Source organism: Streptomyces sp. BBFR2, assembly GCF_044497305.1.
Classification (GTDB): domain Bacteria; phylum Actinomycetota; class Actinomycetes; order Streptomycetales; family Streptomycetaceae; genus Streptomyces.
This window is the reverse complement of record NZ_CP172415.1, coordinates 1,426,425-1,447,458: the sequence shown is the minus strand read 5'-3', so window position 1 is coordinate 1,447,458 and position 21,034 is coordinate 1,426,425. Positions and strand designations below refer to the sequence as shown.

Annotated in this window: 20 protein-coding genes; 16 read left to right on the top strand and 4 right to left on the bottom strand. The window is 72.0% G+C overall.

Annotation, left to right across the window (positions count from 1 at the left end; translation table 11 throughout):
- The first annotated feature begins 226 nt into the window (after window positions 1-226).
- The 4 genes from ACGH2B_RS05015 (at window position 227) to ACGH2B_RS05000 (ending at window position 3,845) form a co-directional block, all read left to right on the top strand.
- The gene (locus ACGH2B_RS05015; RefSeq protein WP_030285276.1) at window positions 227-880 is read left to right on the top strand and encodes a response regulator transcription factor; all 654 of its coding nucleotides are present in this window, start codon (window positions 227-229) and stop codon (window positions 878-880) included.
- A 2-nt stretch (window positions 881-882) separates the two neighbouring features.
- Window positions 883-2,142 (top strand): sensor histidine kinase, encoded by a 1,260-nt coding sequence (locus ACGH2B_RS05010; RefSeq protein WP_399084686.1) that lies wholly within the window; start codon window positions 883-885, stop codon window positions 2,140-2,142.
- A gap of 556 nt (window positions 2,143-2,698) precedes the next feature.
- Window positions 2,699-3,001, top strand: coding sequence for a DUF4193 domain-containing protein (locus ACGH2B_RS05005; RefSeq protein WP_016575747.1), 303 nt, complete (start codon window positions 2,699-2,701; stop codon window positions 2,999-3,001).
- A gap of 13 nt (window positions 3,002-3,014) precedes the next feature.
- Entirely contained in the window at window positions 3,015-3,845 is an 831-nt protein-coding gene (locus ACGH2B_RS05000) for a hypothetical protein (protein ID WP_399084683.1), read from the top strand.
- A 27-nt stretch (window positions 3,846-3,872) separates the two neighbouring features.
- Here ACGH2B_RS05000 and ACGH2B_RS04995 read toward each other — a convergent pair whose 3' ends face one another.
- The gene (locus ACGH2B_RS04995; protein WP_399084680.1) at window positions 3,873-4,316 is read right to left on the bottom strand and encodes a DUF3093 domain-containing protein; all 444 of its coding nucleotides are present in this window, start codon (window positions 4,314-4,316) and stop codon (window positions 3,873-3,875) included.
- Window positions 4,317-4,374: 58 nt separating this feature from the next.
- On the opposite strand from ACGH2B_RS04995, the gene ACGH2B_RS04990 reads away from it, so the two are divergent.
- Genes ACGH2B_RS04990 through ACGH2B_RS04980 form a run of 3 tightly spaced genes read left to right on the top strand, consistent with a single transcriptional unit; the run spans window position 4,375 to window position 6,252 of the window.
- Window positions 4,375-4,968 (top strand): PaaI family thioesterase, encoded by a 594-nt coding sequence (locus ACGH2B_RS04990; protein WP_399084677.1) that lies wholly within the window; start codon window positions 4,375-4,377, stop codon window positions 4,966-4,968.
- Window positions 4,965-5,486 carry a dUTP diphosphatase gene (gene dut, locus ACGH2B_RS04985; protein WP_399084674.1) on the top strand — a complete coding sequence of 174 codons (522 nt, stop codon included), beginning with the start codon at window positions 4,965-4,967 and terminating at the stop codon, window positions 5,484-5,486. The genes ACGH2B_RS04990 and dut overlap by 4 nt, the downstream gene beginning before the upstream one ends.
- 1 nt (window position 5,487) lies before the next feature.
- Window positions 5,488-6,252 (top strand): DUF3710 domain-containing protein, encoded by a 765-nt coding sequence (locus ACGH2B_RS04980; protein ID WP_399084671.1) that lies wholly within the window; start codon window positions 5,488-5,490, stop codon window positions 6,250-6,252.
- Between the two features lie 372 nt (window positions 6,253-6,624).
- Here the strand turns inward: ACGH2B_RS04980 and ACGH2B_RS04975 are convergent, their stop codons facing one another.
- A complete protein-coding gene (locus ACGH2B_RS04975; RefSeq protein ID WP_399084668.1) occupies window positions 6,625-7,449 on the bottom strand; it encodes a MerR family transcriptional regulator in 825 nt (274 codons plus the stop codon).
- Window positions 7,450-7,939: 490 nt separating this feature from the next.
- Here ACGH2B_RS04975 and ACGH2B_RS04970 point away from each other — a divergent pair, with 490 nt between their 5' ends.
- The 6 genes from ACGH2B_RS04970 (at window position 7,940) to ACGH2B_RS04945 (ending at window position 14,981) form a co-directional block, all read left to right on the top strand.
- Window positions 7,940-8,608, top strand: coding sequence for an ABC transporter ATP-binding protein (locus ACGH2B_RS04970; RefSeq protein ID WP_399084665.1), 669 nt, complete (start codon window positions 7,940-7,942; stop codon window positions 8,606-8,608).
- 386 nt (window positions 8,609-8,994) lie between these two features.
- The gene (locus tag ACGH2B_RS04965) at window positions 8,995-9,834 is read left to right on the top strand and encodes a pentapeptide repeat-containing protein (protein WP_399084662.1); all 840 of its coding nucleotides are present in this window, start codon (window positions 8,995-8,997) and stop codon (window positions 9,832-9,834) included.
- 432 nt (window positions 9,835-10,266) lie between these two features.
- The gene (locus ACGH2B_RS04960; protein WP_399084659.1) at window positions 10,267-12,828 is read left to right on the top strand and encodes a DUF4118 domain-containing protein; all 2,562 of its coding nucleotides are present in this window, start codon (window positions 10,267-10,269) and stop codon (window positions 12,826-12,828) included.
- A 154-nt stretch (window positions 12,829-12,982) separates the two neighbouring features.
- Entirely contained in the window at window positions 12,983-13,666 is a 684-nt protein-coding gene (locus ACGH2B_RS04955) for a response regulator (RefSeq protein WP_399084656.1), read from the top strand.
- 94 nt (window positions 13,667-13,760) lie between these two features.
- On the top strand, window positions 13,761-14,159 hold the full coding sequence (locus ACGH2B_RS04950; protein WP_078654088.1) for an OB-fold nucleic acid binding domain-containing protein: 399 nt from the start codon (window positions 13,761-13,763) through the stop codon (window positions 14,157-14,159).
- Window positions 14,160-14,162: 3 nt separating this feature from the next.
- Complete coding sequence (locus ACGH2B_RS04945; protein WP_399084653.1) at window positions 14,163-14,981, top strand: DUF3159 domain-containing protein; 819 nt, start codon at window positions 14,163-14,165, stop codon at window positions 14,979-14,981.
- Window positions 14,982-15,064: 83 nt separating this feature from the next.
- Here the strand turns inward: ACGH2B_RS04945 and ACGH2B_RS04940 are convergent, their stop codons facing one another.
- A complete protein-coding gene (locus ACGH2B_RS04940) occupies window positions 15,065-15,736 on the bottom strand; it encodes a TrkA family potassium uptake protein (protein ID WP_030285300.1) in 672 nt (223 codons plus the stop codon).
- Window positions 15,733-16,401, bottom strand: a complete 669-nt coding sequence (locus ACGH2B_RS04935; RefSeq protein WP_399096714.1) for a potassium channel family protein — start codon at window positions 16,399-16,401, stop codon at window positions 15,733-15,735. Before ACGH2B_RS04935 ends, ACGH2B_RS04940 begins: the two co-directional genes overlap by 4 nt.
- Window positions 16,402-16,945: 544 nt before the next feature.
- Between ACGH2B_RS04935 and ACGH2B_RS04930 the strand changes: the two genes are divergently transcribed.
- The 3 genes from ACGH2B_RS04930 (at window position 16,946) to ACGH2B_RS04920 (ending at window position 20,971) form a co-directional block, all read left to right on the top strand.
- The gene (locus ACGH2B_RS04930; RefSeq protein ID WP_399096711.1) at window positions 16,946-18,925 is read left to right on the top strand and encodes an NAD-binding protein; all 1,980 of its coding nucleotides are present in this window, start codon (window positions 16,946-16,948) and stop codon (window positions 18,923-18,925) included.
- 145 nt (window positions 18,926-19,070) lie between these two features.
- Window positions 19,071-20,174 carry a PucR family transcriptional regulator gene (locus tag ACGH2B_RS04925; RefSeq protein WP_399084649.1) on the top strand — a complete coding sequence of 368 codons (1,104 nt, stop codon included), beginning with the start codon at window positions 19,071-19,073 and terminating at the stop codon, window positions 20,172-20,174.
- A gap of 197 nt (window positions 20,175-20,371) precedes the next feature.
- Window positions 20,372-20,971: a hypothetical protein gene (locus ACGH2B_RS04920; RefSeq protein ID WP_399084646.1), complete on the top strand. Its 600-nt coding sequence runs from the start codon at window positions 20,372-20,374 to the stop codon at window positions 20,969-20,971.
- The last annotated feature ends 63 nt before the right edge of the window (window positions 20,972-21,034 follow it).

The window sequence follows — 21,034 nt, the reverse complement described above, 5'->3', positions numbered from 1 at the left end:
GCGGAGGGTCGTCAAGAGACGCCCGGCGGGGCGTGATCGAGGGTGTGCAGTCGTCCTCCCCGCACGCAATCTCAGGGAAACCTCAACCCGCCCGCGAATCCGGCGAATCGAGGCCCGCGCGCCCCGCGAACCCCCTTACCGCCGGTTTATGGCTCTTCGGGGCAGGATGGAAGGGCTCTGTGACACTGATGTGCCCTGCCCGGGGCTTTGCGGAAGGATTTGCGACGTGCGTGTTCTCGTCGTCGAGGACGAGCAACTGCTCGCCGATGCGGTGGCCACCGGACTGCGCCGGGAGGCCATGGCCGTCGACGTGGTCTACGACGGCGCGGCAGCCCTGGAGCGGATCGAGCTGAACGACTACGACGTCGTGGTCCTCGACCGTGACCTGCCGCTCGTGCACGGTGACGACGTCTGCCGCCGCGTCGTGGAGCTGGGCATCGCCACCCGTGTCCTGATGCTCACCGCCTCCGGGGACGTCAGCGACCGGGTGGAAGGGCTGGAGATCGGCGCGGACGACTACCTTCCGAAGCCGTTCGCCTTCACCGAGCTGACCGCGCGGGTGCGCGCCCTGGGGCGCCGTACGACTGTCGCGCTGCCGCCCGTCCTGGAGCGGGCCGGCATCAAACTGGACCCCAACCGCCGGGAGGTCTTCCGGGACGGCCGGGAGGTGCAGCTCGCGCCCAAGGAGTTCGCGGTCCTGGAGGTGCTGATGCGCAGCGAGGGGACGGTGGTCTCGGCCGAGCAGCTGCTGGAGAAGGCGTGGGACGAGAACACCGATCCGTTCACCAACGTCGTCCGTGTCACGGTCATGACGCTGCGCCGCAAGCTGGGTGAGCCCGCGGTGATCGTCACGGTCCCCGGTTCGGGATACCGGATCTGAAGATGCCTCCCTTCTCCAAGGCGACACCCACGCCGCCCCCCGCCCCGCCCAAGCCGACCTGGGACCCGAAACCGGTCAACGTCCGGCCCTTCCCGTGGCTGCGCCCGACCATCCGGATACGGCTCACGCTGCTGTACGGCGGCATGTTCCTGATGGCCGGGATCGTGCTGCTGACGATCATCTACATTCTCGCGGCCGACGCCCTGGGCGCGGGCAACCAACCGCCGTTCAAGATCATCGATGCGCAGAGCCTGCGGATCTCCAGCAGCACCTGCAGCGGTCTGTCGTCCGTCGCCGACGTCGATCAGCTCAACCGTGCGGTGGGCGAGTGCATCCAGCACCAGCGCGCCTTCGCCCTCAACACGCTCCTCAACCGTTCACTGCTGGCGTTGCTGGGCCTGACGGTCGTCGCGTTCGCCTTCGGGTACGCGATGGCGGGGCGGGTGCTGTCGCCCCTGGGGCGGATCACCCGCACCGCGCAGCGGGTGGCCGGCTCGGACCTGCACCGCCGGATCGAGCTGGGCGGCCCCGACGACGAGCTGAAGGAGCTGTCGGACACCTTCGACGAGATGCTGGACCGTCTCGACCGGGCCTTCGAGTCGCAAAGGCGCTTTGTCGCCAATGCCTCGCATGAGCTGCGCACCCCTCTGGCGATCAACCGCACCCTTCTGGAGGTGCAGCTCGCCGACCCGGACGCGTCACCGGAGCTGACCCAGTTGGGCAAGACGCTGCTGGCCACCAACGAACGCAGTGAGCAGCTCGTCGAAGGACTGCTGCTGCTCGCCCGCAGTGAGAACAAGATTGTCGACAAGAAGCCCGTCGACCTCGCCGAGGTCGCCTCCCAGGCCGTCGATCAGGCCCGCGGTGAGGCGCAGGAGAGGGGCGTCGAGTTCCGCGGTGTGCGCCGGCAGGTGTTCGTCCAGGGCAATGGCGTTCTTCTGGAGCGGATCGCGCTCAACCTTGTGCAGAACGCCGTGCGCTACAACGTTCCCGAGGGCGGCTGGGTGGAGGTCACCACCGAACCGCAGCCGGGCTGTGCGGTGCTGGTCGTCTCCAATACGGGCCCGGTGGTCCCCGCCTACGAGGTGGAGAACCTCTTCGAGCCGTTCCGGCGGCTGCGCACGGAGCGGACCGGCAGTGACAAGGGCGTCGGTCTGGGGCTGTCCATCGTGCGCTCGGTGGCCCGCGCCCATGACGGCACCATCACCGCGGAGCCGCGCGAGGGCGGCGGCCTCACGATGCGCGTGGTCCTCCCGCTGTGAAGCGGTCGCCGCCCCGGCGGAGCGGAGGGGCGGCGAGGCGGCGTTGTACGGCCCGCTGCGGCGCGGACGGAGAGTTTCGTACGCCATCGGACGTATAGGTGTACGAACGCCCCCTGAGCGGCCGTACAGCGCCATGAGGGGGACGTGTGGTTTGACGGAACGGGGGCCGGACGGTCATCCTTCGCCGAGTTCGCTTTGCGCGGAATTCGGACAGGTCGCCCGCCGCCCTTTCCGTGTGTGATCGCTCACAGCGGTCGCATTCCGTCCCTCCACCCTCCGTGATCGAAATGCCTGGCGAAAAGCCGGGAAAATCCGGGTTTCCCGGAGCCCTGATCACGGGAAGTACACGGGTTGGCATCTGCGCGATGCGACATTCGGACCGTGTACGGTCCAGTTCGCCATCCAAACCGATCACCCCTTCCGGGTGCGGTTGGGTGTCGATTGAGTAACAGACCTTGATGTGAGGCAAAATCTCCGCCTCAGGTCGGGCACAAGTCCGGCCTCTCACGCGTTACGAGCGCTGAGACACCGCAGACACCCAGAGGGGGAGAGCGACATGGCTACGGATTACGACACCCCACGCAAGACCGATGACGACCTCAACGAGGACAGCATCGAGGAACTGAAGTCGCGGCGGAACGACAAGTCCGCCTCGGCCGTCGACGTCGACGAGTTCGAGCAGGCCGAGGGCCTGGAACTTCCCGGCGCCGACCTGTCCAACGAGGAGCTCGCCGTACGGGTCCTGCCCAAGCAGCAGGACGAGTTCACGTGCATGAGCTGCTTCCTTGTCCACCACCGCAGCCAGCTCGCGGCGGAGGACAAGAACGGCAACCCGATCTGCCGCGACTGCGCGGCCTGAGACCGGTCGCGCCGTGACAGGCGTGAATCCGTTCCGTAAGGGCCCGAAGGGCGGGAAAGGACCGGCGGCCGGCGCACGATCACGCGGAGAACACGCGCCCGTGCCCGCCGACCCCACCGCCCTCCCCACGGAGCGGACACCCGGCTCATCCCAGGAGCGGGGCCGCGTGGCCTCGCTCGCCGCCACGCTCGGCAAAGGCGCCGTACGCGGCGGCGGCAGTGTGCGAACCCAGCTCGCGGCCCTCGCCGACCGGCTCATCGCCGTCGCCCCGCGGATCCCGGTCCGTGACCTCGCGGCCCTGCGCACCCAGTTCCCCGGCCTGACCCCCGAGGAGCTCGCCGACAAACTCGTCGCGGGTGCCACCAGGGCCACCGCGGCCGTCGGCGCCGGTGTCGGGGCGGCCGCCATGCTGCCCGTACCGCCGGCCATGCCGACCGAGCTGGCCGCCGAAGTCGTCGGGGTGGCCTCGATCGAGATCAAGCTCATCGCCGAACTCCACGAGGTCTACGGCCTGCGCCCCCAGGGCACCGCCAGGCAGCGCGCCTTCGCGTACCTGACCTCCTGGACCGAGGAGCGCGGCATCGACGTCGCCCGGCCCGCCACGCTCAACCTCGCGCTCGGCGGGCAGATGAAACGCGAACTGCGCCAGCAGATCATGAAGCGCACCCTGCGCAATCTGCCCAACCTCGCGCCGTTCATGATCGGCGCCGCCGTCGGCGCGTTCCTCAACCGCCGCGAGACGGGCAGGCTCGCCGACACCCTCCGCAAGGACCTGCGCGCCCGCCAGGTGCCCTGGGAGGCGCTCGCCGGACCCGTGGTCCCCGGGCCGCAGGAAACCGCGTAGCTCCCGGGCCCGGCCACCGTCACCGGCTCAGACGCGCGCGGCCGCCAACGCCGCCACCAGACGCTCCGGATCCCGCGTCGACAGATACGCGTACGGCGTCGGATCCTCGGGATCGGTGATCTCCACCCGCACCGCGGTCCGGATGTAGCTGCGCAGCAGCATGAACGCCCGGGCATCGGCCTTGTGCATCCGCCAGGCCAGCGCCTCCTCGGCGTCCAGTACCTGCGCCTCACCCAGCGCCGCCACCGGGATCTTCGCGTCCCCGGCGATCAATGCGTCCCCGACCACCCGGATCCGCACCGACCCGTAGGCGCTCACGACCACGGCCGACAGCGCGGCCCCGCCGATCAGCCCGCCGAGCATCGGCAGCGTCCCCACGGGGAGCAGCATCAGGCCACAGGCCACACCGACCAGCACGGCGATGAGCCACCAGGAACGGGGCGCCGTGAGACGTTCTTCGTACGACTGCATGGCACAAGCTTGGCACGGCGGCGCAGGCCCTCGGCGCGCGCGGGTAGGGTCTGCACTCGTGAGTGGAACTGACGAACCCAGGACGCGACTGACGCCCCCCGAGGGCGCCGTCGCCCCGGTCCGGCACCCCGACGCGCCGGCCCCCGGCGAACTCCTAGGCGCCCATTACGGCCAGTGTTTCGGCTGCGGCGAAGCGCAGCAGCACGGCCTCCACCTGGCGGCCCGCGCCGGTGACGACGTGAGCGTCCGCGCCGAATTCACCGTCAAGGACGCCCACCAGGGCGCCCCCGGCCTGGCCCACGGCGGCGTACTGGCCACCGCGCTCGACGAGACCCTGGGCTCGCTGAACTGGCTGCTGCGCGTGATCGCGGTGACCGGCCGCCTGGAGACCGACTTCCTGCGCCCCGTCCCCCTGGGCACCGTCCTGCACCTGGACGCCCGCGTCACCGCCGTACACGGCCGCAAGATCTACTCCACCGCCGTCGGCCGGATAGGCGGCCCCGACGGGCCCGTCGCCGTACGGGCCGACGCCGTTTTCATCGAGGTCAAGGTCGACCACTTCATCGACAACGGCCGCAGTGACGAGATCCGGGCCGTCATGGAGGACCCGGACCAGATCAGGCGCGCCCGCGCCTTCGAGGTGAACCCGTGAGTGACCGACGCAACCCGGTGGATGTGCTGCTGCGCCGTCTCGACCCGGAGGTCCCCGTCCCTTCGTACGGGCACCCTGGTGACGCGGGCCTTGACCTGGTGACCACCGAGGCGGCCGATCTCGCCCCGGGGGAGCGGGCCGTCCTGCCCACCGGTATCTCCCTCGCGCTGCCCGACGGGTACGCCGCCTTCGTGCATCCCCGGTCCGGCCTCGCCGCCCGGTGCGGGCTGGCGCTGGTGAATGCCCCTGGGACGGTCGATGCCGGGTACCGTGGAGAGATCAAGGTGATCGTGGTCAATCTGGATCCGCGCGAGAGCGTGCGGTTCGAGAGGTTCGACCGGATCGCCCAATTGGTCGTCCAGCAGGTCGAGAAGGTGCGCTTCCACGAGGTGGCGGAACTTCCCGGCTCGGCGCGGGCCGAGGGGGGATTCGGGTCCACCGGCGGTCACGCGGCGGTGGGCGGCTCCACGGGCGGGAATGAATACGCATCGGTCGGTGCCGACCGGGAAGGACAGTGACGTGTTCGGACGTCGCAAGAAGAACGAGAGCGCGCACGAGCCGGCGGAGGACACGGAACTCGCCGACGAGACCGCGGTGAGCGAAACCGACGCGGACGCGGCGGAGGAGAAGGTCGCCCTTCCGCCCGCGCCCCGTCCCGACGGACCCTGGGACGTATCGGAGGTCAAGGACCCCGGTGAGGGCCGCGTCGACCTGGGCGGGCTCTTCGTCCCCGGTGTCGACGGCATGGAGCTGCGGGTGGAGGTCGCGGGTGACGCGATCGTCGCCGCGACCGTCGTCCTCCAGGACAGCGCCGTGCAGGTGCAGGCGTTCGCCGCACCGAAGAACGAGGGCATCTGGGGCGAGGTCCGCGAGGAGATCGCCTCCGGCATCACTCAGCAGGGCGGTGTCATCGACGAGGTCGAGGGCCCCCTCGGCTGGGAACTCCGTGCCCAGGTCCCCGTGCAGCTTCCCGACGGCACCAATGGTGTGCAGGTCGTGCGGTTCGTCGGCGTCGACGGCCCGCGGTGGTTCCTGCGCGGTGTCATCTCCGGTCAGGGCGCGGTGCAGCCGGAGGCCGCCAGCGTGCTGGAGCACATCTTCCAGGACACCGTCGTCATCCGCGGTGACGCCCCCATGGCGCCCCGTGACCCGATCGTCCTGAAGCTGCCGGACGACGCCCAGATGGTGCCCGACGGCGTACAGCAGGAGCCCGCGGAAGGCTCCCGCTTCGGCGGCGGCGTGGAGCGCCTGGAGCGCGGACCGGAGATCACTGAGATTCGTTGACCTGCGGGGCTGGTGTGTGCTGACCGGATCGTGTGGGGGCGGGAGTTCCCGGAGGACGGTCGGCCGGGGCCAGCGCTGAGAGATGGATGCCCGTGGCTGTACCTGGGGGTGCGGCCACGGGCATTTGTGTGTGCGGGGTGGGAGGGCGGTGGTGGTGGGGGAGAGGCGGAGAGTCGATATGTGGGTTTGGCGCTACTGCGTCGTTGTCACTGCGACTGCGACTGCGACTGCGACTGCGACTGCGACTGCGTCACTGTCGCTGTGTGATGTGACTGCGCGACGTGACTGCGTGACTGTGCCGTGGTGACTGTGCCGTGCCGGGTTCGGTGGGTGGTGACCTGATGTTGGTTGGTGGCCAGGGGGCGTTCGCTGTTAGCGCAGGGTGAGGGGTTCTTGTAGTTCGGTCACCCACTGGTCGGGGTCGTCGGGGCAGGAGAGGTAGAGCTCGCGGGCGTATCCGGCGGAGTGGTAGCCGTTGGCGTCGATCCAGCGGGCCAGGGTCTGGGCGGTGGGGAGGACGGTGTCCATGGAGCCGCGGTGCACGATGGTGGCGGCGCTCTCGACCGCGGGCAGATCCACGATGGTCAGCCCGTGCGGGGCATCGGGTGCGGCAGTGACGAGGATCGCGGCGTGTACCAGCACCGCCTCTCCGGCCCCGGGGGCCGCTTCGTAGTACGCGATCGACGGGCCGGCCGGTGCAACGCCCGCACGGTCGAGGCGGTGGCACAGTTCGTCGAAGAGTGGGCCCACTACCGGGCCGATGACTTCCGGCGCGAAATTGTCGGCCGTGGCGCTGAGTTCGGCGACACGTACCGGTGGAATGCGCTTGACCACTACCTCGTCGGTGCTCATCTGTCCTTCGTTCTCGATCCAACGGAGCCTCGCGCCGACGCGTTCCAGTCGCGCCGTTGCCGCCGCCTGGGCCGCTTCCAGCTCTGCCTGTCGTAGCCGGAGCATTCCGCGCAACTGCTCGGTTCCCACGGCCTCATCGAGGATCTTCTGGACCTGCTGGAGCGTGAAGCCGAGGTCCTTCAGGGCGAGAACGCGGTTGAGCCGGGCGAGTTGGGCTGCCTCGTAGAGGCGGTAGCCGTTGACGGGGTCGATACGGGCGGGGCGCAACAGTCCGAGCGCGTCGTAATGGCGCAGCATGCGGACGGACACACGGCCGTGCCGGGCGAAGTCTCCGATGGTGAACATGACGCCCCTCAGTGCACGGCCTCACACGGTGTCAGGGTCAAGGGTAGGAGGGCGCGGGCGCAGGGCGGCGGGGGCCGTTCCGGGCCTGGGATGGCGGGTGTGCTGCTCCGGCCGGGCTGTCCGGCGCCTGGTCCGGGTTGTTACGTGAGTTGTCCACAGGCGTTGCCCGGCCGATCGGGCCCTACGCATACTGACGCCGTCGGTGGGTGCCATCGCGCGGCGTGAGCCGCGGTCGGCCGCCGGGTTGGGTGGGCGGACGCCGGAGGGCCGGTGAGAAGGCCGGGTCGGTGCAGGGCTGAGTGCGTACGAGTGGGAAGTGCGTGGCGGGGACGGGGGAGTGGGCATGGTGGTCGGGCGCGGTGGCGGGGAGCAAGGCGGCGGAGGGGAGTTCCGCAAGGGGGTCGTACGACGACGTGGCGGTACGGGGCGAGTTCGCGGGGCGGTGACGGCCGGCGGAGCGAGAACTGCGGTCGGGACGTCGGAGCGGCCCATGGTCGTCGTGCGGGATCTGCACCGAAGCTACGGGCGGGGCGCGGGAGCGGTGCATGCGCTGCGCGGGGTGTCCTGCGAAGTGCCGCGGGGTGAACTCGTCGCGCTGCGCGGCCGGTCAGGCTCGGGGAAGACGACGCTCCTCAATCTCGTCGGCGGGCTCGATACCCCGGACTCGGGGCAGGTCACCGTGGACGGGACGGCCTTGGCCGACCTGGATGAGAGCGGGCTGCTGGAGATGCGGCGTGATCGGATCGGTTTCGTCTTCCAGACGTTCGGGCTGATACCGATCCTCAGCGCGGCAGAGAACGTCGGGGTTCCGCTGCGCCTGCGCCGTATGCCGTCGCGGGAGCGGGAGGAGCGGGTGGAGTTGCTGCTGTCGCTCGTCGGGCTCGCCGATCACATGCGGCAGCGCCCCGGCGAACTCTCCGGCGGGCAGCAGCAGCGCGTCGCCATCGCCCGGGCGCTCGCCAACCGGCCGTCTCTCCTCATCGCGGACGAACCCACCGGACAACTGGATGCCGAAACCGGGCGAGAGGTCATGGAACTGCTGCGCGCCGTGGTGCGCAGCGAGGGCGTCACGGCGCTGGTCGCCACCCATGACCCGCACCTCGTCGGGCTGGCGGATCGGGTGCTTGAGCTGAGCGATGGGGTGATCGAGGAGGGCTGAGGAGGGAGGAGGAGGCGGCGTCCGGTCACGGGGGAGAGAGGGCGCGGGGTGCGGAGTGCCGCCTCCGGGGGCTGAGGTGCTGGTCGGGGCCGGAGGCCGTCGGATAGAGCGGTGCCTTACGGCGGGCGTGGACTGGGGCACGTGTGGTCTGGGGTTGTGCGGGCGGCCGATCGTTATCAACTCCTGCCCCGCGCGGGTTGCGTGTTGTGAGCGGCTGCGGTTTCCCGTTGTGCTGTTTACGCGACCCTGTGCTTGAGGCGGTGGCGGTGGGGGAGGGGGAGGGCCCCAGGAAATGGAGAAGCGTGAAACACACCTCCCCGGCAACAATGGCCCCTTCCTCGGCGTGGCGATCGGCGGCGCCTTCGCATGGTGGGAGATGGCGGACGGTGTCCGTGGAGCGTGAACTGCCGGTGCTGGGCTCGGACGCCGCCGACCTGCGGTCGGACTGCGCGAGGTGTTTCGGATTGTGCTGCGTGGCCCTGCCGTTCGAGACCTCGTCCGACTTCGCGGTCGACAAGGCGGCGGGCACCCCGTGCGGCAATCTGCGGGGCGATTTTCGCTGCGGGATCCATCCACAGCTTCGGGAGCGTGGCTTTTCCGGGTGTACGTCCTTCGACTGCTTCGGCGCGGGGCAGAAGGTTTCGCAGGTCACGTTCGCGGGGCGGAGCTGGCGGGAGAGCCCTGGGACGGCTCGCGGGATGTTCGAGGTGTTCCCCGTCATGCGGCAACTCCATGAATTGCTGCGTTATCTGGCCGAGGCGTTGGCGTGGCCGCAGGTCCGGACGGTGCGGGGGGAGTTGCGCCGGGCGTTCAACGATCTCGACGGGCTCACCCGTGGCAGTGCGGAGGAGATCGCCGGGGCCGATGTGGCGGTGATCCGGCAGCAGGTCAACGGCCTGCTGCTGCGGGCGAGCGAGCTGGTGCGTGCCGAGGTGCCCGGGCGGAAGAAGAATCACCGCGGTGCCGATCTGATCGGTGCGCGGTTGCGTGGGGCACGGCTGCGGGGTGCCAGTCTCAGAGGGGCGTATCTCATCGCCGCTGATCTCTCGGGCGCTGATCTACGGACGGCGGATGTCATCGGGGCGGACTTCCGGGGCGCCGATCTCGGTGGCGCGGACCTCACCGGTTGCCTGTTCCTCACGCAGGCACAGCTCGATGCGGCTGAGGGGGATGCGGCGACCAGGATCCCGCCGGCGTTGAGGCGCCCCGGGCACTGGAAGGACTGAGCTTCGCGCCGCTGCCGGGTGGAGCGGGGCGCGCGGCACTCCGGATACCGGGACCCCGTCGCTCGGCTCCCGCCCGGCCTTCCGGACGTCGAGGTGTCGCGGCCCCGCCGTTTGCGGGTTTGCCGCGGTGCATGCGCGCGGCGGCGTGGACCGTGCGCCTGGCCCCGCCCCGGCTCCGGACCGAGCCCGCTTTCCGGCCGCGGCCGGGTTCCGGACTCTTCCCGCCCAGGGCTGTACCTTGCCCCGGGGCCGCCCCGCCACCCATGGCCCGCCTCGGGTGGTGTCACACCCGACACGCCTGTCCCACCCATCAGGGTCGTGTCAAAACCGGTGCTCCGGTCCGTTCCCGGGGGCCGTCGGGAGGGGGCGGTGGGTACTGTCGGGAGCAGGCTCAGCCCGGTGGGGGCGGCCTTCACGTAAGACAATGGGGCCATGGCACGCGGCAAGCTACGGATCTATCTCGGTGCGGCGCCGGGCGTCGGCAAGACCTACGCGATGTTGTCCGAGGCGCACCGGCGTGTGGAGCGAGGTACGGATGTCGTCGTGGCGTTCGTCGAGGCGCACGGGCGGCCGCGTACCGAGGTGATGCTGCACGGACTGGAGCAGGTGCCGCGGCGCGAGATGGAGTACCGCGGCGCCACGTTCACCGAGATGGACGTCGACGCGGTGCTGGCGCGGCGCCCGGCGGTGGCGCTGGTGGACGAGATGGCTCACACCAACGTGCCCGGTTCACGCAACGAGAAGCGCTGGCAGGACATCGAGGAGCTGCTGGAGGCGGGCATCGAGGTGATCTCGACCGTCAACATCCAGCATCTGGAGTCGCTCGGTGATGTCGTCGAGTCGATAACCGGCGTCCGGCAGCAGGAGACCGTCCCGGACGAGGTGGTGCGGCGCGCCGGACAACTGGAGCTTGTCGACATGTCGCCACAGGCGCTGCGTCGCCGCATGGCGCACGGCAACATCTACCAGCCGGACAAGGTCGATGCCGCACTGTCGAACTACTTCCGCCCCGGCAACCTGACGGCGCTGCGCGAACTGGCGCTGCTGTGGGTCGCCGACCGGGTGGACGAGTATCTGCAGCAGTACCGCGCCGAGCACTCCATCCGCAGTACGTGGCAGGCGCGGGAGCGCATCGTCGTCGGCCTCACCGGCGGACCCGAGGGCCGTACGCTGATCCGCCGCGCCGCGCGGATGGCCGCCAAGGGGTCGGGCAGCGAGGTGCTCGCCGTCTACATCGCGCGCAGTGACGGGCTGACGTCCGCGTCCCCGAAGGAACTGGCCGTGCAGCGCACGCTGGTGGAGGACCTCGGCGGGACGTTCCACCACGTCATCGGCGACGACATCCCGGCGGCGCTGCTGGAGTTCGCGCGAGGGGTGAACGCCACGCAGATCGTGCTGGGCTCCAGCCGCCGCAAGAGCTGGCAGTACGTGTTCGGGCCGGGGGTGGGGGCGACGGTCGCCCGGGAGTCGGGGCCGGACCTCGACGTCCACATCGTCACGCACGACGAGGTGGCGAAGGGCCGCGGGCTGCCGGTGGCGCGCGGGGCGCGGTTGGGGCGGGCGCGGATCGTGGCCGGGTGGCTGGTCGGCGTGGTGGCGCCGGTGTTGCTGTCGCTGCTGCTGTACCGGATCGACGACGGGCCGGGGCTCGCCAACGACGTGCTGCTGTTCCTCTTCCTGACGGTGCTGGCGGCGCTGCTGGGCGGGCTGTTGCCGGCGCTGGCGTCGGCGGCGGTCGGGTCGCTGCTGCTGAACTTCTACTTCACGCCACCGACGCACACCCTGACGGTCAGCGATCCGCAGAACCTCGTCGCCATCGTGATCTTCTTCGCGGTGGCCGTGTCGGTGGCGTCGGTGGTGGACCTGGCGGCGCGCCGTACCCAGCAGGCGGCGCGGCTGCGGGCCGAGTCGGAGATCCTGTCGTTCCTCGCGGGCAGCGTGCTGCGCGGGGAGACCAGCCTGGACGCGTTGCTGGAGCGGGTGCGGGAGACGTTCGCGATGGACGCGGTGGCGCTGCTGGAGCGGGACAGCGACGTCGACCCGTGGACGTGCGCGGGGCGGGTGGGCGAACCGGCGAAGGGCGTGCCGCTGCGCCGCCCGGAGGACGCGGATGTCGACATGCCGGTCGGTGACCACATGGCGCTGGCGCTGAGCGGCCGGGTGCTGCCGGCCGAGGACCGCCGGGTGCTGGCGGCGTTCGCCGCGCAGGCGGCCGTCGTCCTGGACCGGCAGCGGCTGATGGGGGAGGCGGCGCGGGCCCAGGAGCTGGCGGAGGGCAACCGCATCCGTACGGCGCTGCTGGCGGCGGTCAGTCACGATCTGCGGACCCCGCTGGCCGGGATCAAGGCGTCGGTGACCTCGCTGCGCTCCGACGACGTGGCGTGGTCCCCGGAGGACGAGGCGGAGCTGCTGGCGGGGATCGAGGCGGGCGCGGACCGGCTGGATCACCTGGTGGGCAATCTGCTGGACATGTCGCGGCTGCAGACCGGCACCGTCACCCCGCTGATCCGGGGCATCGATCTGGACGAGGTGGTGCCGATGGCGCTGGGCGGGGTGCCGGACGGCAGCGTGACGCTGGACATCCCGGAGGCGGTGCCGATCGTCGCGGTCGATCCGGGGCTGCTGGAGCGGGCGGTCGCCAATCTGGTGGAGAACGCCGTGAAGTACAGCCCGGAGGGCGCGCAGGCGCTGGTGGCGGCGAGTGCGCTGGGTGACCGGGTCGAGCTGCGCATCGTGGACCGGGGGCCGGGCGTGCCGGACGAGGCGAAGGGCCGGATCTTCGAGCCGTTCCAGCGGTACGGGGACGCGCCGCGTGGTGCGGGCGTGGGCCTGGGGCTGGCCGTGGCGCGCGGTTTCACCGAGGCGATGGGCGGCACGCTCGCCGCGGAGGACACCCCGGGCGGCGGGATGACGATGGTGCTCACCCTGCGGGCGGCGGAGGACCGGCCGCCCTCCGCCGGGCCGCGGTCGTCCGCCGCCGGGGCCTTCACATGAGCGGGCCGGGCGCCGGGCCCGCGGACCGCGGCGCTGGCGCGGTGTCCGGGGGTGTCCCCACCCCGTACGGTCCGGTCGGCGCGGTCGCCGGCCGTCCCCCTTTCCGTTCCCCGGGCCAGGTGCCCGGGGTCCCGACTTCGCGAGGAGAACGTCAGTGAACCGGGTGCTCGTGGTCGATGACGAGCCGCAGATCGTGCGGGCCCTCGTGATCAACCTGAAGGCGCGCAAGTACGAGGTCGACGCGGCCCCCGACGGGGCCACGGCCCTCAAGCTGGCCGCCGCCCGCCATCCCGATGTCGTGGTGCTGGACCTGGGCCTGCCGGACATGGACGGCGTCGAGGTGATCAAGGGGCTGCGGGGGTGGACGCGGGTGCCGATCCTGGTGCTGTCCGCGCGGCAGACATCGGACGAGAAGGTCGAGGCGCTGGACGCGGGCGCCGACGACTACGTCACCAAGCCGTTCGGGATGGACGAGCTGCTGGCGCGGCTGCGGGCCGCGGTGCGGCGGGCGGAGCCGACCGGGCCCGCGGAGGCGGACGTGGTCGTGGAGACGCCGGGCTTCACCGTCGATCTCGCGGCGAAGAAGGTCAACCGCGGGGGCCGGGACATCCGGCTGACACCCACGGAGTGGCATCTGCTGGAGGTGCTGGTGCGCAACTCCGGCCGACTGGTCAGCCAGAAGCAACTGCTCCAGGAGGTCTGGGGGCCGTCGTACGGCAAGGAGACCAACTATCTGCGGGTCTACATGGCGCAGTTGCGCCGCAAGCTGGAGGCGGACCCGTCGCATCCGCGGCACTTCGTGACGGAGCCGGGCATGGGGTACCGCTTCGAGCCGTAGCCGCGGGTGTGCGCCCCGTGGCGTCGCCCCGTGCGCCCGCCCCCGGTGCGCGCACGCCGTGGGTGGTGTCGGTGGGCACCGGTACGCTGGGTTCATGAGTGCTGGGACCCGATCCGAGAAGCCGGCCGGCCGTTTCCGCCGGATGCTCGACAGGCTGTCGTCCTCCGAGGAGGAGCTGCAGTCCGCCGAGTTGCGGGAGGATACGCAGGCGACGGGCTGCACCCGGATATCCGACTGCGACGACCGGCAGATCGTGAAGGTCACCGGTACGTTGCGCCATGTGACGCTGCGGCCGCGCGCCGGGGTGCCCGCGCTGGAGGCGGAGCTGTTCGACGGCTCGGCCGCCCTCGACGTGGTCTGGCTCGGCCGCCGTTCCATCGTCGGCATCGAGCCGGGCCGCAAGCTCATCGCCTCGGGCCGTGTCTCGATGAGTCATGGACGCCGGGTGCTCTTCAATCCGAAGTACGAACTCCGACCGCTCGGACAGGAGTGACCGGTGACGTCGACCGACCGACCGACCACTGACGCATCCCCGCAGCCGCCGCCCGCCGCGGCGTCCGGCCCCGGGGGCGAGGGCCCGGACGGGGACGGCAGGGCCGTCACCGAGGCGGCGCTGTTCGAGGCGTTCGGCGGGGTGCGGGGCATGGTGGAGACCGTGCTGCCGGGCCTGCTGTTCGTCACGGTCTTCACGGTCAACAAGGACCTGAAGTCCTCGGCGATCGCGGCGCTGGCGGTGTCGCTGGTGCTGGCCGCGGTGCGGCTGGTCCGGAAGGGCACCCTCAAGCACGCGCTCAGCGGCGTCTTCGGCGTCGCGTTCGGCGTCGTCTTCGCGATGATGACCGGCAACGCCAAGGACTTCTACCTGCCGGGCATGCTCTACACCCTCGGCCTGGCGCTGGCGTACATGGTGACGACGGTGGCGGGGGTGCCGCTGATCGGGCTGATCCTGGGCCCGGTGTTCAAGGAGAACCTCTCCTGGCGCACCCGTAACCCCGGCCGGAAGGCCGCGTACGCCAAGGCCAGCTGGGCGTGGGGGCTGATCCTCTTCGCCAAGTGCGCGATCCTCTTCCCGCTGTACTGGTGGGCGGACACCACACAGCTCGGCTGGGTGCTGATCGCGCTGAAGATCCCGCCGTTCCTGCTGGCGGTCTATCTGACCTGGGTCTTCCTGGCGAAGGCGCCGCCGCCCATCGATGTGTTCGCGGAGATGGAGGCGGCCGAGGAAGCGGAGAAGGCCGAGAAGGCGCAGCGGGCCGAGCAGGCGGCGGCCGCCGGGCGGCCGGTGCCGTCGGACGGTCCGCGCCACCGCCGCTGACCGGCGCGGCGTACCGCTTTCCGGACGCCCGAAGGGCCCGGGAACCATCACGGTTCCCGGGCCCTTCGCCGTGCGCGTGCCGCTCAGGCGTCCTTACGGCGGACCGACAGCAGGTCCTCCAACTGCTCCTCGCGCGACTGCGCCGCGACGAACAGCAGCTCGTCGCCCGCCTCCAGCGCGTCCTCCTTGTTGGGCGTCAGGACGCGGGTGCCGCGGATGATGGTGACCAGCGAGGTGTCCTCGGGCCAGTCGACGTCGCCGACCCGGGTGCCGGCCAGCGCCGCCTCCGGGGGCAGTGTCAGCTCGACGAGGTTGGCGTCGCCGTGGCTGAAGCGCAGCAGCCGTACGAGGTCGCCGACGCTCACCGCCTCCTCGACGAGGGCGGACATCAGCCGCGGGGTGGAGACGGCGACGTCCACGCCCCATGCCTCGTTGAACAGCCACTCGTTCTTCGGATTGTTGACCCGGGCGACGACCCGCGGCACGCCGTACTCCGTCTTGGCGAGCAGCGACACGACGAGGTTGACCTTGTCGTCGCCGGTCGCCGCGATGACGACGTTGCAGCGTTGCAGTGCCGCCTCGTCGAGCGAGGTGATCTCGCAGGCGTCGGCCAGCAGCCATTCGGCGAGCGGTACCCGCTCGACGGAGATGGCGGTCGGCGCCTTGTCGATGAGCAGGATCTCGTGACCGTTCTCCAGCAGCTCGCCCGCGATGGAACGGCCCACCGCGCCGGCTCCGGCAATCGCGACCCTCATGCGTGGGCCTCCTCGGGACCTTCGGCGAATGCCGCCTCGACGGTTTCGACGTCGTCGGTGCGCATCATGACGTGTACCAGGTCGCCTTCCTGCAGCACGGTCTGGGAGGTCGGCAGCATCGCCTCGCCCAGCCGGGTGAGGAAGGCGACGCGGACGCCGGTCTCCTCCTGAAGTTTGCTGATCTTGTGGCCGACCCAGGACGGGGCGGTGTGCACCTCGGCGAGCTGGACACCGCCGCTCGGATCGCGCCACAGCGGCTCGGCGCCGGACGGCAGCAGCCGCCGCAGCATCTGGTCGGCGGTCCAGCGGACCGTGGCGACGGTGGGGATGCCCAGCCGCTGGTAGACCTCGGCGCGGCGCGGGTCGTAGATCCGGGCCGCGACGTTCTCGACGCCGAACATCTCGCGGGCCACGCGGGCGGCGATGATGTTGGAGTTGTCGCCGCTGGAGACCGCGGCGAACGCGCCCGCCTCCTCGATGCCGGCCTCGCGCAGCGTGTCCTGGTCGAAGCCGACGCCGGTCACCCGGCGGCCGCCGAACGACGAGCCGAGGCGGCGGAACGCGGTCGGGTCCTGGTCGACGACGGCGATGGTGTGGCCCTGGCTCTCCAGGGTCTGGGCGAGCGCGGAGCCGACCCGCCCGCATCCCATGATGACGATGTGCACGTCCACCTACCCCGCAGTCCTGGTCACTCCGCCGACCCGCACGAACACCCTGCTCACTCTTCTCTCTCCACCGACCGGGCAACGACGGGCCGCGCCGGTACGGCGCCGCCCGGGGACGAGCTTAAGCGGCAACCCCCGTGCCGTACGCATCCGCGGGGGGCTCGGGGGCGCCCCGGAAGGGTGGTGTGCGCGGTCGGTGAGGCGACGGCCACCGAGCGAAGTGGGAAATGGGATTCCGGATACCTGGCGGATGGGCACGAGCGGGCGACGGTCCGCCGGGGACGGCCGCGCGCCCCGCCCGTCGCGGCCCCGTCCCCGCCCCGTGCGACCTCGCATCGGCCCGGTCGCCCCGTGCGGCCCGCCCGGTACGGGCCTCGCGTCCGGCCGCCCCGTACGGGCCGCGCTCCGCCCCGTGCGCCCCGTGCCGTGGCTGGTGCGGAGCCCGTGGGGCCGGGTGCGGCGTTCGGTGATCATGAGGCACGCTACGCGGGTGTCCCTGCCTCACCAGAGTCCGTTCGCCCCGCCGCCGCTGTCATCGCCCTCGATGGTGGTCTGCGGGGACGACGCCCTCGCCCACCGCATCGCGGCCGAACTCCGCGACGTCTACCGCGAACGCGTCACCCTCGTCCTGCCGTCCGCCCGGGAGCCGCACCGGCCCCGTATCCCGCCGTCGCTGCGCGGCCTGGGGCGGGCCTCCGCGCTGATCGGGCGGGTCACCGCGGCGGTGGCCCGTACCTCCCTGCTGCCGTCCGACGGGCCGGGCGCGGATGACGGCGTGCCGCCCGAGGAGAGCGTCCGCATCCTGGAGTCGGCCGAGGCGGACGACGCGACGCTGATCGAGGCGGGCGTGCCCGGGGCCGAGGCCCTGGCGCTCGTCTACGACGACGACGAGACCAACATCCACGCCGCGCTGCGCGCCCGCCGCCTCAACCCCCGGCTGCGGCTGGTCATCCGCCTCTACAACCGCAAGCTCGGCCAGCACGTGGAGGCGCTGCTCGACCAGGCGGCGGCGGTGGCGGCGGCGGACACCGGTCCGGCGGACCCCGAACGGATCGACGCGTCGACGACCGTGCTCTCCGACGCGGACACCGTCGCGCCCGCCCTCGCGGCCACCGCCGTCGCCGGCACCAGCAAGGTCATCGAGGCGGACGGGCTGCTGCTGCGCGCCGTGGAGCGCGGCCCCGGCACGGCGCCCCGGGGGACCGGCACCCCGCTGTGCACCCTCGCGCTGCTGTCCCCCGCCGCCGACGACCCGGGGGAGGGCCACCGGGCGGGCCGCCACCGGGGCGCGTCGCGCGGCGCCGACGACGACGGGCCGGTGATGCTGCCCGGCGCGGAGGCCACCGCCGCGGCGCGGGAGGCGGGCGGCAACGCCGTCGTCCTGGAGAACGTCACCTACGGAGGGTGGCAGTCGCGGCCCCGTGCGCTGCGCGGGCGTGGTGCGCCGCTCGGCTCGCTGTTCTCCCGCCGGTTGCGCTGGTCGATCGCCGGAATCGTCGGCGCGGTGCTGGCGCTGGCCATCGCCGCCACGCTCACCACCGGCGAGTCACCGCTGCGCGCCGCGTATCTCTCGCTGCTCGACCTGTTCGCCATCAACGACCCGGCCGTCGATGAACCCCCCGCCCGCAAGGTCCTCCAACTGCTGTCCGGACTGACCGGGTTGCTGCTGCTGCCGGTGCTGATCGCCGCGGTGCTGGAGGCGCTGGGGACGTTCCGCAGCGCCGCCACGCTGCGCCGTCCGCCGCGTGGACTGTCCGGCCATGTCGTCCTGCTGGGCCTGGGCAAGGTCGGTACCCGGGTGCTGACCCGTCTGCACGAGATGGGCATCCCCGTGGTGTGCGTCGAGGCCGACCCGGAGGCGCGGGGCATCCCGGTCGCCCGCCGCCTGCGGGTGCCCGTCGTGCTGGGTGACGTCACCGACGAGGGCGTCCTGGAGGCCGCCAAGATAGGGAGGGCCCGTACGCTGCTCGCCCTGACCAGCGTGGATTCCACCAATCTGGAGGCGGCGCTCTACGCCAGGTCGCTCACTCCGCGGTTGCGGGTGACGCTGCGGCTGTTCGACGACCGGTTCGCCACGGCGGTCTACCGCACGCTGCGCGCCGCGCATCCGCGGGCCCTGACCCGCAGCCGCAGCGTCACCTTCCTCGCGGCGCCCGCCTTCGCCGGTGCGCTCATGGGCCGTCAGATCATCGGCGCGATCCCGGTGGAGCGCCGTGTCCTGCTGGTGGCCCGGGTCGAGGCGCGCGCCCATCCGGAACTGGCCGGCCGCACCGTCGCCGAGGTGCTCCGTCCCGGTCTGCTGCGGGTGCTGGCGGTGGACACCTCCGCGCCCGACGGCGCCGGAGCGGACACCCCGCCCGCCGAACCGGACGGGGTGGAACGGGAGCCCGCCCGCCTCGTCCACGAACTCGGCGACGACTACGTACTGCGCCCGCAGGACCGGGTGTTGCTGGCCGTCACCCGCGAAGGGCTCGGTGATCTGCTGGGCCGGCGTCCGGCCGCTTCCGGGATCCGGCAGGATTGAGGCATCGAGATGTCCGGGATCCGGCAAGGAAGGTGCGGGGAGTGCGTGACGTGGTGGAGCGGTACGGGGGAGAGCGGTCCGCGGGCCGGTTCGGACGGGGCGGCGCCACCGGCGCGCGGTGCGGCGGCGCCCGGTGAACCGCCGCATGCCCGCCGCGATATCCGACACCTTCCTCGACGGGTACGCCACGCTGCTCGGCGAGGTCTCGGCCACCGGCCGGACGCTCGGCCGCCCCGAGCGGGAGGCCCTGCGCGACCTGGGGGAGCGGGCCGCCGAGGCGGGCCACGGCCTGCGGGAGCTGGTCGGCCTCTACCTCGGTGAGACCCGCCGGGTCTGGGGCACCCTGCCCGGCGTCGCCCGTGCCGCCGGGGTCACCGAGTGCGCCCGCACCGGTGACGCGCTGCTCGGCGCGGTGGAGGCGGCTGTCGCCGCGCTCGGCGAGGGCCATGAGCGGGCGACGCGGCTGGCGCTGCGTGAGGAGGAGGCCGCCCGCCGGGAGTTCGTCGACGATCTGCTCTACGGTCGCAGCGATCTGGGGCGGCTCGCCGAGCGCGCGGAGCGGTTCGGACTGCGGCTGGCCCGCGCGCACGCCGTCGCGGTCGCCGAGGGCAGCGGCCCGTACGACGACGTCCACCCCGTCGCCGGGCGCGTGGAGCGCGAGCTGATCGGCCGGTTCGGCGACCGGGACGCGCTCATCACCACCAAGGGCGGGCGGCTGGTCTGCATCGCGGCCAGCGCCGAACCGGCCCTCCTGGAAACCTTCGCGACCAGCGCCCGCGCCGCGGTGGGCGGCCGGGAAGGCGCCCGGCGGGTCGCCATCGGCCGCCCGCACACCGGCCCCCAGGGAGTGGTCCGCTCCTACGAGGAGGCGCTCGGCACCCTGGAGCTGGGCGAGCAACTGGAGCTGTCCGGACCGGTGCTGCGCGCCGCTGACCTGCTGGTCTTCCCGGTGCTGCTGCGCGACCGTGCCGCCATGGCCGACCTCGTCCGCAGCGTCCTGGGCCCGCTGACCGAGGCGCGCGGCGGCGCCGGACCGCTGCTGGAGACGCTGTCGGCGTGCGCCGCCGCCGGATACGTCAACGCCGAGGCGGCCCGCCGCCTGTCGGTGAGCGTGCGCACCCTCTCCTACCGGCTGGAGCGCATCAAGCTCCTCACCGGCTACGACCCCGCCGACGGATTGCAGCGCTTCACCCTGGAGACGGCGGCGCTCGGAGCCCGCGCGCTGGGCTGGCCGGGCACCCCGCTGTGACCTGAGGGGCCGGACGGGGCGCCGTCGCCCGGCCCGTCCCGGCGCCCCGGGCCGCCAGGGATGTCGGTTGGCGATAACAGGCCATCAAGAACGCATAAAGATTGCCGGGAACCGGCAATGTGTTCTCCCCCGCCCCGCTGCCAGGATGCGTGCATCGACAGCGGTACCGCCACCGGCGGCACAACGGGGGAACGATCATGGCCGAATTTCTGCGAGCCGCGCTGGCCTTTCCGGCGGCGCTCTTCAGCTTCGCCCTGGTCGTCGTCGCCGTGTACTGGCTGCTGGTGCTGGTCGGCGGCGCCGGCGTGCACATCCTCGACGGGGGTGAGGGTGGCCACGCCGGCACCGATGACGCAGCCGGCGCCGGACTTCCGGTGACGGTCTCGCTGTCGCTCGGCCTGCTGTCGGCCTGGCTGGTCTGTCTGGCCGGTGCGGCGCTGCTGCCCGCGGGGCCGCCGCGCGCCGCCACCCTGCCCGTCGCCCTCGTGGTGGCCTGGGCCGGGGTGCGCCTCGCCGGACGCCTCGCCCGCCGCGTGCTGCCGCCCGAGAAGGTCGCCTCCCGCGACGACTTCATCGGCCGCGTCTGCACCGTACGGACCGGCCGCGTCGCCGCCGACTTCGGTCAGGCGGAGGTCCGCGCCGACGACGGCTCCACCGCCGTCGTCCAGGTCCGCACCGACGACAGCGGGCTGACCGCGGGCAGCAGCGCCCTCATCTACGCCTACGACGCCGACGGCGAGTTCTTCCGGGTCACGCCCTTCGACGGTGCGCTGGACCCGCACGAACCCGTCGTCTGAGTGACTGCCGCACACCCGCGGCAGTCACCCGCCCTCAGGTGCGCCGCCGCATGCCGCGCGCCG

What these genes read in the sequence shown, in the direction of transcription:
- ACGH2B_RS05010 (WP_399084686.1), top strand. Translation starts at nt 883, where the DNA reads ATGCCTCCCTTCTCCAAGGCGACACCCACGCCGCCCCCCGCCCCGCCC.
- ACGH2B_RS05005 (WP_016575747.1), top strand. Translation starts at nt 2,699, where the DNA reads ATGGCTACGGATTACGACACCCCACGCAAGACCGATGACGACCTCAAC.
- ACGH2B_RS04995 (WP_399084680.1), bottom strand. Translation starts at nt 4,316, where the DNA reads ATGCAGTCGTACGAAGAACGTCTCACGGCGCCCCGTTCCTGGTGGCTC.
- ACGH2B_RS04975 (WP_399084668.1), bottom strand. Translation starts at nt 7,449, where the DNA reads ATGTTCACCATCGGAGACTTCGCCCGGCACGGCCGTGTGTCCGTCCGC.
- ACGH2B_RS04970 (WP_399084665.1), top strand. Translation starts at nt 7,940, where the DNA reads ATGGTCGTCGTGCGGGATCTGCACCGAAGCTACGGGCGGGGCGCGGGA.
- ACGH2B_RS04960 (WP_399084659.1), top strand. Translation starts at nt 10,267, where the DNA reads ATGGCACGCGGCAAGCTACGGATCTATCTCGGTGCGGCGCCGGGCGTC.
- ACGH2B_RS04950 (WP_078654088.1), top strand. Translation starts at nt 13,761, where the DNA reads ATGAGTGCTGGGACCCGATCCGAGAAGCCGGCCGGCCGTTTCCGCCGG.
- ACGH2B_RS04940 (WP_030285300.1), bottom strand. Translation starts at nt 15,736, where the DNA reads ATGAGGGTCGCGATTGCCGGAGCCGGCGCGGTGGGCCGTTCCATCGCG.
- ACGH2B_RS04930 (WP_399096711.1), top strand. Translation starts at nt 16,946, where the DNA reads ATGGTGGTCTGCGGGGACGACGCCCTCGCCCACCGCATCGCGGCCGAA.
- ACGH2B_RS04925 (WP_399084649.1), top strand. Translation starts at nt 19,071, where the DNA reads ATGCCCGCCGCGATATCCGACACCTTCCTCGACGGGTACGCCACGCTG.
- ACGH2B_RS04920 (WP_399084646.1), top strand. Translation starts at nt 20,372, where the DNA reads ATGGCCGAATTTCTGCGAGCCGCGCTGGCCTTTCCGGCGGCGCTCTTC.